Origin of the sequence: Actinosynnema sp. CA-299493 (assembly GCF_050946825.1) — a bacterium.
Taxonomy (GTDB): domain Bacteria; phylum Actinomycetota; class Actinomycetes; order Mycobacteriales; family Pseudonocardiaceae; genus Actinosynnema.
Genome location: NZ_CP191993.1, coordinates 3994708 through 4007948, shown reverse-complemented (window position 1 = coordinate 4007948; position 13241 = coordinate 3994708). Strand labels below are relative to the sequence as shown.

The 13241-nt window shown below is 73.1% G+C and carries 1 protein-coding gene (running past one end of the window); it reads right to left on the bottom strand.

What is annotated here, in order from left to right:
- A protein-coding gene (locus ACQPYE_RS17390) for a hypothetical protein (RefSeq protein WP_498722373.1) crosses the window boundary here: on the bottom strand, nt 1–13241 show its start. Its footprint begins 23332 nt before the window's first position; only the first 13241 of its 36573 coding nucleotides appear in the window; it begins with the start codon at nt 13239–13241; its stop codon lies off the left edge, out of view.

Sequence of the window (13241 nt, the reverse complement as noted above, 5' to 3'; positions counted from 1 at the left end):
GTGAAGCGGGCCAGCGCGTCGGGCGTCGCCGCGTCGGCCCAGGCCCGCGCCGCGCGCACGCGGTCCTCCCGGTCCTGCCCGCCGGCGCCGTGCAGGAGCAACCCGACGAAGTCCCCGTCCGCGTTGCGCAGCTCGGTCAGCCGCAGGTCGTCCGCGCGTGGCACGGACACCAGTTCGAACCGCGCGCCCGACCTCGGCGCGACGGCGCGGTCGCGCACCTCGACGCCGCGGCCCGCCACCGCGTACACGTCGCGGAAGATCCCCGCGGCGCGCAGCGCGCCCGCGAAGTCGTACCCGAACCCACCTGGCGCGACGTGGTCACCCGCGTGGTCGCCGACCAGCACGATCGGGCCGGAGGACGTGTCGAGCGCCCTGGTGAACCCCTCGACGTCCAGCATGTCGGTGGCGAACTCCGCGCCGTCGAACTCCACCACCCAGTCGGTCGAGCTGCCACCGGGTTCCGCACCCGGGGCCGGCTCGACCGGGTCGTCGTCCACCGACCGGTCGTCCTCGGCTGCCTCCTCGGCGACCGATCCCCCGCCGTCGGTCGCCTCGCTGCCGAACTCCTCCGCCGGCCCGGCGCCCCCGAAGACGTGGGCGAACCGCTCCGTCGCGGACACCACGACGACGATCGGGTCCGGCTCCGCCCACGGTCCCGACAGCTCGACCCCGTACTTCAGCGCGTTCACCACCATCGCCTCACCGGGATCCATCCCGTCGAAGGCGAAGAAGCGCTCCCCCGCGACGGCCAGGTGGTCGCGCAGCCGAGGGCGCGGTCCCGGCCTGAAGTCGTCCGGTCGCGCGACGCTCAGGACGCCGAAGGCGTTCGACACGGGCATCGGGCCCGAGTACTCGTAGGTGAACCTGGGTCCGTCGAGCCTCTGGAGCTCCCGCAGCAGGTTCTGGTTCAGCCGCCGGTCGTACTGGCCGACGTTGATCAGGACCACCGGCCGACGCGCGAACCCCCCGGCCGCGGTCGTGAAGCCCTCGTGGGAGACGAGCAGTTCGGCCATCTCGCTCGCGTCCAGGAGGACCACCCGGCCACCGCGGGTCAGGACGAGGTAGTGACCGTGGGCGGAGCTGAGGAACACCAGGAACGGCTGGGCGCGGCCGACCCCCGTGGCGGTCGCCCAGGGCGCGGTCAGCTCCACCGTGCGCCCGTCCGGGATGACCCACCGCAGGTAGCGCAGCGTGTGCTCGGTGAAGTCCTCGGCGAGCCGGCCCAGGGTGTCGGCGAACTCGTCCCGCGGCGACATCAGCGACAGCGCGAAGGACTCGCCGGTGAGCCGGGCCGGCCACGTCCGCGCGACGACGTCCGAGGCGCGCAGCGGCGACACCCGCAGCTGCGACGACCGGTCGAGGCCCACGCCGACCGCCCACACGCTGCGGTACTCGCGGGCGCCGCGCAACGCCTCGGCGAACACCCGCGCCGCCTGGACGTCGCGACCGCCCGGTTCGGACGGGTCCACCACCAGGGTGATCGGCGCGGTGGGCGGTGTGCGCCCGAAGGCCGTGGTCCGGGCCACCTCCTCCGCGAGGCGGGTGCCGTCGTCGGGGACGCCGCGCACGGTGAAGCCCCCGTCCCGGAACGCCACGTACACCCGCAGGGTTTGCACGGCTTCCACGCTCACCACCCCGTGGTGGTGGCCGCGCACCCGCTCCTCGTGGTGCTGGTCGAGGGGGAAGACCACACCCCGCACGCCCATCCGGTTGAGGCCGAGTTCGATCGGGTCGCCGGACAGGACGAGTTCGGCGCCCGACACCATCGGGACCACACCGGGGGGCAGCGCCTGGACCGCGCCGGTGCTCGGCGACAGGACCACCTTGCCCTCGAACGCCTCGATCGTCCCCCGGTGGCCGAGTTCCCTGCCCAGCGCCCGCAGACCCGACTCGTCGGGCACGTCGCAGGCCAGCAGCACCAACGCGGAGTCCCGTCCGACCAGGCCGGAGCGGAACAGGAGCGCCAGGAAGGCCCCGCGGTCCAGCGCGACCTGCCCGCCTGATCGCAGCGGCACCCGGAAGCCGGCCTCGTCGTGGTGCACCGCGACCCGGAAGCGACCGTCGTCGCGGCGGTTGCGGAAGGTCTCCGCCGCCTTCACGGCCTGGCCTCCGGTGAGGAAGCCGACGCCCACCCGGTTGCCGCCGCCGTCGCGCAGGTCGACGAACGCGACATCGTCCGGGGAGAGCCCGTCGGTGGCCGGCTCGCCCGTCGCGGCGAGGACCGCGCGGCGTTCCGCGGCGCTGCTCGTGTCGAGCCCCGCACGCGCGTCGCGCAGGTCCTCCTCGACCCGGCCGAGGTCCTCGGGCGCGAAGGGCGGCTCACCGCCCGCGGGCAACCGGATCCCACCACCTCCCGGCACCTCGAACCGGGGACCGGGGGCCGAGGTCGTGGAGCTGGGAGCGGGTGCCGTCGAATAGGCGGTGCAACCGCCGGGCAGGGCGGTCGTCCGGTGCCGCACGACCTTCGCGCCACCCCCGTGCGATGCGCCACCCGCGGGCCGGTCGAGCGCCGCCGCGCCGGACATCAGCGCCTGGGCGGTGTGCACAGCATCGAACCGCTCGGTGGCCTGGGCCTCGGGTTCGTGCCGGCTCTCCAGCGACCTCATCGTGCGGCCGATCAACCAGGCGTGACGAGGCTTGACCGCCATGCTGAACTCGGACTTGCCGAACTCCGACATGAGGGACAGGTCGTACACGACCGCACCACTGCCGTACGGGCGGCTTTGGAAGACCGGCTTGGACGCCCTCCGGTCGAAGTACTCGTCGAGCAAGCCGAGGAAGTGCCCGGTCTCGTGAGCGAACGCCCGTTCCGCGGCGTCCTCGGGCCAGTTGAGCTGGTCGGTCCCGCTGCTGGGCGGGGAGACCGTGATGCGGCCGTGGGCGGTGGTCGGGTCGTCGATGAACTCGACGGTCACGTGCAACTGCTCACCACCGGGCAGGCGATAACCCTGGTTGAACGCCTCCTCGACGCCGGCGACCGCGCGCCGCCGCATGCCTTCGACCACCTCGGGCAGCACCGGCCTGCCCGCCGGGTCCAGGAACAACCGCACCGTAAGGTCCCGCACCGGCACACCGGCGACCTCGAAAGCGCGGACGTCGTAGGCGACGACGCCCTGCGCCGTGGCCAGGGTCGCTCGGATCGGGGTGAACGAACTGCCGGTCATAGCGACGGTGGTGCGGCCCCGCACCCACTCGGTGATCGGGGCGTCGGCACGGGCCGTGGCGATGTCCTGCGAGGAGACCGGGTTGTCCGGCGCGAACCAGTCGGCCGTCGACCGGGTGCTGTGCCGCCAACGCTCGTCGTCGTACTCCGGCGAGTGCCGCAGGTCCTGCGAGGGCGTGCTCGCCACCGCGGTGACCGGAACCACCGCGGTCGACGGGGTCGGGGTCTCGGCGGACCGTCGCAGCTCCCAGTCGATGTACACGTCCACGCCGCGCGGGCGTCGGTCCACCGCAACGTCGGACGCCGGCAGCAGCGTGGCGACCTGCCGCAGCGACGACTCGTCCCCGACGAGACGGACGACAGGGGTGTCGTACCCCTGCTCCCGTCGCTTGGTCCCGACTGCGCCCAGGGTCACCGCCAGCTCGCGCACCGGCTTCAGCTGGGCGTCCGACAGCGTGCCCCCGGCCGCGGCCGGGACCAGCGACAACTCCAGGGTCCCGCTGTTCCCGGGTGCGGCGGCGTCCACAGCCGCCTCCAGAGGCGCGATCGCGTTGGCCAGCCCCAGGTTCTCGGCGATCCAGTGGGCGAACAGCGCACCGCTCCGGTAGCCGGGTCGCAGGTGCAGGTCCGCGGCCACCACCGTGACGAAATCGTCCAGGACGCGGAAACCGTCCGGCCCGTACCGGTCGAGCACGAGCGCGCTGGTGGCCGACGTGATCACGTCCCTGGCACGCCGCGTCAACCTGTCGCGCTCGCCGGGCGTCACCGCGTCCAGCTCGGTCCGCACCTCGGTCGCGATGGTCGCCAACTGCGACACCACCTCGTCGGCGTCGCCACCGGATCGCCCGTCGCCGGCGGCGGCGATCCCCAGGTCGGTGGCGATCGTCCGGGCCAGCTCCACCACGGCGGGGATGTCCCGGCCCTGCTCGAGTTCGCCCACCACAACGAGGGTGAGGGCGGCCGGCAGGTCGCCGCCGTTGCCCAGCACATCCACGTGGCAGGTCCTCATCATGATCCACTTTGCCTGGAGGTGCGCGGCACGCCGCGATGGCGGCATCGCGCGACCAGCCTTGAACCGCTCCTGGACACCGATTTGCAGGACCTCGTCACTCGTCCACGCGGACCTGCGGCCGACGGCGTCGCGCCAGGACTCGTCACCGCCGTCGGCCGGCGAGGTGGCCCCGAGGTCCCTGGCGATGGTCCGCGCCAGCTCCACCGCGGGACCGGATGTCCGATCCTGCGTCAGGGCGCCGGCGATCAGGAACCGGATCATCCCCTGGGCGTCGGGCGCCACCCGGTCAAGGTCGTGGGTGAAGCCGAGGACCTGCTCCGCCTGCTGGAACACCGACCTCTGCTCCAGTCCCCGCTGGGTCAGCAGGAGGCGGAACGTCCGCTCGGCGGCGACCCTGAGGTCGTCCACCGTCCACGGCGTCGGCTCGACGCCCGGGGGAACGGGGGCAGCACCAGCGGGCGCCTCGATGCCCAGGTCGGTCGCGATGTCGCCGGCCAGCCGCAGGACGTCGCCCACGTCACTCCCGCGGGCCAAGGCGTCCTCGACCACGAGCAGGAGATCCCGTCGCACCCGGAGGTCCGGATCGTCGAACGCGAACGTGCCGTCGACGATCAGCGCCGCCCGTTCCGCCGTTCTGGGCGCCCGCGGGATCCGCGGGATCCGGAGCACCTCGGAGGCCACGTCACCGACCTGCCGGTACGTCCACGGCATCCGCCCGTCGGCGGTGTCCGGCCGTGCGACGTCCGCCGCGCCGAGGTCGCGAACGACGCGCTGCGCGAGCGCGGACGCCTGCTCCTCGGTGCCGCCGTTCATCAGCGCTTGCGCGACCACGACCTCGACGTCGGACCGCACGGCGGAGGTCAGCGACCCCGCGTCCGCCGCGGGACCGGTGATCGCGACGGCTCGCCGCACCGCGTCGGCCCACGCGGTGCCGCCCCACCGGGGTGACAGGCTCCGGTACCGGGCGGCAACGGTGGCCAGCTCGTCCGCGGTCCACGGCGCCGCGTCCACCGGACCGAAGTCCTTCGGCACGTAGGGCAGCTCGTCACCCGCCGGCAACCGGATCACGCCGCGCGTCGCCCCGGCCCCGAGGTCGGACCTCGTGCGGCGGAGGACAGGCGGCTCCGAGGACGCGGCGCAACCGTCGGAAGCCCCGATCGTCCTGCGCCGCAGCACCTTCACAATGGTCTCACGCGCCGCGGTACCGTCGCCGCCGATCTCCGGCCCCGGCGCGTGGACGACCTCGAACCGGTCGGGTACTTCCACGACCGAAGGCCCGTTCCGGCTTTCCAGGGCCCTCATGATGTTGCCGATCAGCCAGGCGTGACGCGGCTTGACCGTGGCGCTCCGGGTCGACATGAGGGAGAGGTCGTACACAACAGCGCCGCGGCGGGGCCTGCTCTGGAAGACCGGTCCTTCGCTCCCGCGCTCGAAGTACTCGTCCGCCAGGCCCAGGAAGTGCCCCACTTCGTGGGCCGCCGTGATGGCGCTGATGTTCTCGGCCCAACCGAGCTGGTTGGACCGGCTACCGGAGGCGGTGACGCGGATGTGGCCGTGCGCGGTGCCGACGTCATCGGTGAACTCGACGGTGACGTGCAACTGCTCACCACCCGGCAACCGGTAACCCCGGTTGAACGACTCCTCCACACCCGCGACCGCGTGCCGCCGGACGGTCGTGAGCACCTCCGGCGACACCGGCGTGCCCGACGGGCCCACCGGGTCGAGGAACAACCGCACCGTCAAGTCCCGCACCGGCACACCGGCGACCTCGAAAGCACGCACGTCGTAAGCGACAGGACCGCGTGCCGGCCGCAGGGTGGTCCGAACCGGTGCGATCACGTCGTCGGTCATCGCGACGGCCTGGTCACCCCGTACCCACCCGGTGACCGGGGCGTCGGCGCGGGCCGTCTCGATCTCCTCCGACAGCAACGGGTTGTCGGGTGCGAACCAGTCGGCCGTCGACTCGGCGCTGTGCCGCCACCCCTCGTCGTCGTAGACCGGGGAGTGCGCCAGGTCCCGGAACGGGGCCACGACGGTCGGGGACACCTCGGCCGCCGGGGCCACGCCGGTCGACGGGGTCGGCACGGGCGCGAACCGCCGCAGACCCCAGTCGACGTGCACGTCCACGCCCCGGCGGTCGGGGACCACCCGGACCTCGCCGACGAGGTCCGCCGGCAGCAGCGCGCGGACCAGCTCCACCGATGACCCGTCCCCCGTGAGCGAGACGGCAGGAGGTGCGTAGCCCTGCCGGCTCCGCCTCGACGCGAGGTCGGACAGGGTGTCGGCCAACTCGCGCACCGGTTGCAACTGGCGGTGCGACAGCGCGCCCCTGGACTTGGTGTAGGTCAACGACAGCTCAGGGGGGACGGCGCGGTCGAGGACGACGCCCTCGACCGGCTCCGACCGCAGTGGCGCGGTCCCGGCGGCGATGCCCAGCTGTTCGGCGATCCAGTGGGCGAGCAGCGCGTTCGTCCGGTACGCGGGACGCAGGTGCATGTCGGCCGCGACCACCGTGACGAAGGCGTCGACGACGTGGGGTGCGAGCGACGGGTGGTCCTCGGGGACGAGCGTGCTGGTCGCCGACGCGACCGCACCGCGGGCGCTCCGAACCAACCGGTCGCGCTCCGGGGGGTCCAACGGGGCCAGTACCGCTTCGGACGACACCGCGATCGTGGTCAATTCCCGTGCCGTCCGCTCGGCGTCACCGCCGCGCGGCTCGCCGTCGGGGACGGCGATACCGAGATCGGTGGCGATGTCCCGGGCGAACTCCACCACGGCGGCGATGTCCCGGTCCTGGTGGAGCTCGTCCGCCACGAGGGTGGTGACGGCGGTCGCCAGCTCGGCGTCGTTGTCCGGCGCGTCCGAATCGTTGGTCCTCGTGAGGATCCACCCGGCGAGCAGGCGCGCGCCCCGCAGCGTCGGGGGTTCGTAGGGGCGCCGCGCTTGTGCACCGAGCTCCAGGACGGCGTCCCTCGTCCACGCGGGCCTGCGGTCGACGGCGCCGCGCCAGGACGGGCCGCCGCCGTCGGAAGACGAGGAGGCTTCGAGGTCCGCGGCGATGGTCCGTGCCAGCTCCACGGCCGCATCGAGGTTCGGCCCCTGCAACACGTGGCCGCTGATCAGCACCTGGACCGGCATCCGGGTACGCGGTGGCACCCTGGTGAGGTCGTGGGTGAAGGCCACGATCTGTTCGGCCTGCCGGTAGGCGACCCACCGCTCCGTCGCCCGGCGCAACCGCAGGTGTTTCGCCACCAGATCGGAAGCGACCTCGACATCCGACGACGTCCACGGTGTCGGCTCGACGCCCCACGGCGCGGCGGCGTTCGGGGGCGCGAGGATTCCCAGGTCGGTGCCGATGTCCCGGGCGAGTCGGAGGACGTCGTCGAGGTCCCGCCCGCGGGCCAGGGCGTCCTCGACCACGAAGACGATGTCCCCCCGGATGTCGATGGTCCGATCGTCGAACGAGTACGTGCCCGTGACGATCCGCTCCGCCCGCTGCCGCGCCCTGGGCACCCTGGGGAACCAAGGCCTGGCCTCCACCAGGGAGGCGACGTCCCCGACCATCCCGGGCGTCCACGTCGCCCGGCCGTCGACCGTGGCCGACTGCGTCTCCCGCCCCGTCGGGACGATCTCCGCCACGTCGCGCACGATGCGCCCCGCCAGCGCGGACGCCTGATCCTCGGTGCTGTGGTCCACCAGCAGCGCGTACACGACGGCGGACTCGATGTCCGCCCGGACCGCCGGGGTGACCGAACGCCCTTCCAGCGCTCGCTCCACGATCCTCGACGCCCGCCGGAACGCGTTGGTCCGCATCGTGTCGTCCCACGCCCGGAACAGCTTGCGGTGGCTCTCGGCGGCGTAGGCCAGCCCGCGCGCGGTCCACGGGTGTTCGGCGGTGGCCCAGTCGAAGCCCAGCGACACGTACGGCGGCTCGTCGGCGACGACCTCGTCGTCCGGTGACTCCGGGTGGGCGTCGGAGGCGGCCGCGGGTGCGGCGCAGCCGTCGGGTGCGCCGATCGTCACGCGTCGCACGATCTCCATGCCCTTGCCCGCCAGGCGGCCCGCTCGCCTGCGCAGCGACGTGACGCCCCCGCGCACGGCATCCGATGTCGGCGCGTTGGGCACGTGCACGACTTCGAACTGGTCGGGTACTTCCACGACCGAAGGCCCGTTCCGGCTTTCCAGGGCCCTCATGATGTTGCCGATCAGCCAGGCGTGACGCGGCTTGACCGTGGCGCTCCGGTTCGACATGAGAGTCATGTCGAACACGACCGTGCCACCGCGTGGCCGGCTCTGGAAGATCGGCTTGTTGCTCCCGCGCTCGAAGTACTCGTCCGCCAGACCCAGGAAGTGCCCCACCTCGTGGGCCGCCGTGATGGCGCTGATGTCCGCGGCCCAACCGAGCTGGTTGGACCGGCTACCGGAGGCGGTGACGCCGATGCGGCCGTGCGCGGTGCCGGCGTCGTCGGTGAACTCGACGGTGACGTGCAACTGCTCACCACCGGGCAGGCGATATCCCCGGTTGAACGCCTGCCCGACGCCCGCGACCGCGTGTCGCCGGACGGTCGCGAGCACCTCCGGCGACACCGGCGTGCCCGACGGGCCCACAGGGTCGAGGAACAACCGCACCGTCAAGTCCCGCACCGGCACACCGGCGACCTCGAAAGCACGCACGTCGTAAGCGACAGGACCGCCCATCGGGTCCAACCGGACCTGCGTGGGCGTGAACTTGGACCGAGTCCTCACGTCGCTGTACTGACCTCGCACCCAACCCGTGATCGGGACGTCGGCGCGGGCCGCCTCGACGTCCTTGGAGTGCACGGGGTCGTCCGAGATGAACCAGTCGGCCGTCGGCGCGGTGCTGTGCCGCCACCGCTCTTCGTCGTAGACCGGGGAGTGCCGCAGGTCGTGGCGGGGGTCCGCCACGACCTGCGGGACCACCGCGGTCGACGGGACCACCCAGGACGACGAGGCGGCCGGGTCGCGCCGCCTGAGGTCCCAGTCGACGTACACCTCCACGCCCTGAAGCCGCTCGTCCACCTCGGTCTTGATGCGGATGTCCGTGGGCAGCAGCGCGAGGGTCCGCTCCACCGACTCGTCGTCCCCCACGAGCAGGACAGCGGGTGGCTTGTAGCCCTGCTGCCGTCGCTTCGAGGTGAGATCGGCCAGGGTGACCGCCAGGTCGTGCACGGGGGCCAGCTGGTCGTCCGACAACGAGTCCCGGGAGTTGTCATAGGTCAACAACAGCTCGGGGGTGACGACGTCGTCCGCTGCCGCCGGGGCCGAGTCCAGCGGCAGCGGTGTGGTCCTGGCGATGCCGAGCCCTTCGGCGATCCAGTGGGCCAGCCGCGCGTTGCGCCGGTAGCCCGGTCGCAGGAGCATCGCGGTCGCGACCACCGCCGTGAAGTCGTCCAGGACGGTGCGGGTGACCGCCGGGTGGTCGTCGGGGTCGGGCGCGACGGTGACCGACGTGATCAGCCCGTCCGCTCGGCGCATCAGCACGTCGCGGGCAGGTGGCGGCAGGTCGGCGAGTTGGGCGCGACTCGAAGTCGAGACCATCTCCAGCTGCCACGCCGTGCCCCGCGCCTCCAGCGCGCTCTCGTCGGTATCGCCGCCGAGCACCTCGTCGCGTCGCCAGGCGATCCTGAGGTCGGCGGCGATGGTGCGGGCCAGCTCCACCACGGACGGCATGTCCGCGTCGTCGTGGACCTGGTTCGCCAGGATGGCGTAGACGGCTTCGGCCAGCTCCGGGTCGCCGTCCAACCCGTCCGGGTCGTACGCCTTCGCGGCGGCCCAGGTCGCCAGCGCGGTGGCGACCCGCGACGCCGACTGCTCCGCCGCGTCCAGGCGGCGGCGTGACGCCGCGCCCAGCCCCAGGACTTCCTCGCGCGTCCACTCGGGTCTGCGCTGGATGACGCCGCGCCAGTGCTCGTCGTCGTCGAGGTCGTCGGAGGGCGAGGGGGTGCCGAGGTCCGCGGCGATGGCCCGTGCCAGGCGCAGGGCGGCGTCCAGGTCCGGTCCCTGCGACACGACGCCGGTGACCACGTCCAGGAGCTGCACCCACACCTCGGTGTCCAGCGCATCGAGGTCGTGGGTGAGGGCGACGATCCGCTCCGCCCGCCGGAACGCGATCCGCACCGCTGGTCCCGGCAGGGGCTCCAGGTGCTCGCGGGCCTCCTCTGCGACCTGCGAGACGTCTTCCGGGGCCCACCGGGGATGATCGACGTCCTCCAGGACCGCGGCGTTCCCGGAGGGCACGGGGATCCCCAGGTCGGCCCCGATCTTCTGGGCCAGGGTCACGACCTCGACCGGGTCCCACCCGCGCGCCAAGGCGTCTTCGACCACTTTCCGCAGGTAGTCCCCCAGCCAGCCGGTCTCCTCGTCCAACGCGTACGTGGCCGCGACGATCCGCTCGGCCCGTCCGGGCGCGTTCGGCACCCTGGAGATCCACAGGCTCTCGCTCGCCGCCAGAGCGACGTCCACGACCATCCGGGTCGTCCACGCCACCCGTCCGTCGGCGATGTCGGGTGGCATTCCCGGCAGGCCTCCCTCGGGCGTGCCCGCGGGGGCTTGCCGCACGTACGACTGCGCGGTGGTGTCCTCCCGGCTCTCGCCCTGGTCCGCAGCCGGGATGCCGGCCTCCCCGGCGACCTCGTGGGCGAACTCCTCGCCGGTCGTCGCGCCGTGCTCGACCAAGTGGGCCGCCACCAGGGTTTCGAAGGCACCGCGCAACCCGGGATCGGCGATCGCGAACCGGTCCACGATCCGCCGCGACTGCCCGAGCGCCTCGTCGAGCGGTGCGCCTCCGAGCCCGTCGACGACATCACGAGCGCCGGGCAGCTCCTGGAGGATGCCCTGGATCGACCACTTCGGGGTGCCGTCGACTCTCTCGGTGGGCGGGGCGGTCGGACGCGGAGGTTGTGGGCTGCCCGCCTGCGGGCCGCCTGGCGCGGGGAGTGGTCCCCAGTCCGACGACAGCGGGGCGTTCAGGATGTCCGGAGCCGTCACGAAGTCCGAGAGGTCGAACTCCCCCAGGGCCGGGATTTCCGACCGCTCGTAGGTGGGCATGAACGGACTCCGGCCCGTGCCCCCGTCCTCGGCGACGGTACGTTCGACCTCGGGCTCCACACCGGACAGGACGTTGTCCGTCGTCAGCGTGGTCTCGAAGCCGGGCAGGCCGCCCGGGGCGGTGGACGCGTCGGGACGGCCCTCCGTGCCGGGACGTGATCCGGGCGTGGAAGCACTCTGGGCCTGCTGGGCCGAGAAGCCGTTCGCCTCCGGCGAGGTGCCGGGCTGAACGGGCGCTTGGACCACTGCCCCGCCCGGAGCGGGTAGCCCGCTTCGCTCGTCGGTGACCGGTCGCGCGTCGTCCCCGGCCGTGCCGGGGATCTGGGCGAGAGGGACGGACATCTCGCCCTGGACCGGTGACGGCGCGGGCGGTGCGGCCTGCTGCACCGCGCTCGGGACCTGGACCTCGCCGGCGGTCCCGGCCCCTTCCCCGTCCGAGGACGGCGACGGGGTGCGCTCGGGCGAACCGGTGGGCACGCCGACCGGTACGGCGGTGTTCGGCATGCCCTGGTCCGGGCGGGCCGCGTCGGGGGCGTCGACCGTCCGGGGGATGCCGACGGGTGATGCGGCCGGGTCCGTCCGCGCGGCGGGAGGCGGAATCGTGGCCCGGTCCGGCGCGGCTTGGACGGTCGAGCCCTGCGCGGCGGGGTTCTGCTGGGCCGGGGCGGCTCCGGTCGAGTCCGGCCCGATCGGAGCCTGCCCGGCGGGAGCAGGTCCGTTCGGGTCCTGCGCGGCGGGAACGGAACCGTTCGGATCCTGGTCTGCCGCAGCGGGCCCGTTCAGGTCCTGACCGGCAGGAATGGGGCCGTTCGGGTTCTGATCGGCGTTGGCCTGCTGGAAGGTTTTCTGCCCGGTCGGCGGCGTGGTGCCCGTGTTCGCGCGGGCGATCGCGGCGGCGACGGCGGCACCTGCGCCGGCACCGGTGGCGATGCCGATCGCGGCGCCCGAGCTGAGACCTCCACCGCCGGGCGTGGCGTCGCCCGTGCCCTGGGGTTGCTCGTAGGCGGGCGGGAGCGGGGCTTCGTCCTCCGGCGCGGTCCCGGGGTCCCCCGGCCCGCCGGTGGTGTCTTCCGGGTTGTCGAGGCCGTCGGCACCGCCGGTGGCGCCCTCACCCTCACCGTCGAAGGCGGACTCGTCCGGTGGCGTGATGGCGTCCAGGTCGAACTGGCCGAAGTAGTTGTCCAGGCCACCCTGGAACGTGCCGGTGAACATGCCGTTGACCCCGGCCGCCCACAGGTCGTCCATGCTCTGCCCCAGGGCGCCGGCCATGCCCGCTTCGACGATCACCTCGCCGGTGCCCTGGACCACGCCCTGGACCACCGGGTTGTTCGCCAGGTCCGGGTCGTACCTGCGGATGCCCTGGAACATGCCCCCGATCAGGCCGCCGGCCGCCGCACCGCCGATGCCCGACAGCAGCGTGCTCGTGCCGTCCCAGTCGACGCGGTTGCCCTCCAGGAACTGCGCGACCTGCGCGATGGCGTCCTGGATGATCTCGTCGATGCCCTCTTCGAGCGCTTCGGTGAGGATGCGCACGGCCCAGTGCAGGTGCTCCAGCACACGGGCGATGGCCATGCGGCCGGCGGTGAAGATCGACGGCAGGAGGGGCGCGGTGAACGGGCTGGCCATCGCCCAGAGGACCGCCTGGCTGAAGTAGGCCAGTTCCACGACGATCGAGTACTCGCCGTGCTCGACCTGGAGCGCGAGCTGGTGCAGGCCGTCGGACTGCCCGTTGGACGCCGCGACCAGCTTGGGCATCACGTCCTGCAACTTGCGGACGTAGTCGCGGAACGCGTCGGCGGTGGCCCCGCCCACCGCGCTCCCGATGAAGCCCTGCAACTCCGTCATCCCCGAACCCAGCCGGCTGAGTTGCCGGCCGGCGGCAACCCAGCCGGCCGCCTGCGCGTAGGCCTTCTGGGAGCTGACCCTGGGCAGCTTCTGGCCGGCGAGCAGGACGGACCAGACGTCGCCGCCGCTGGATGAGCCGAGGTTGACGGGCAC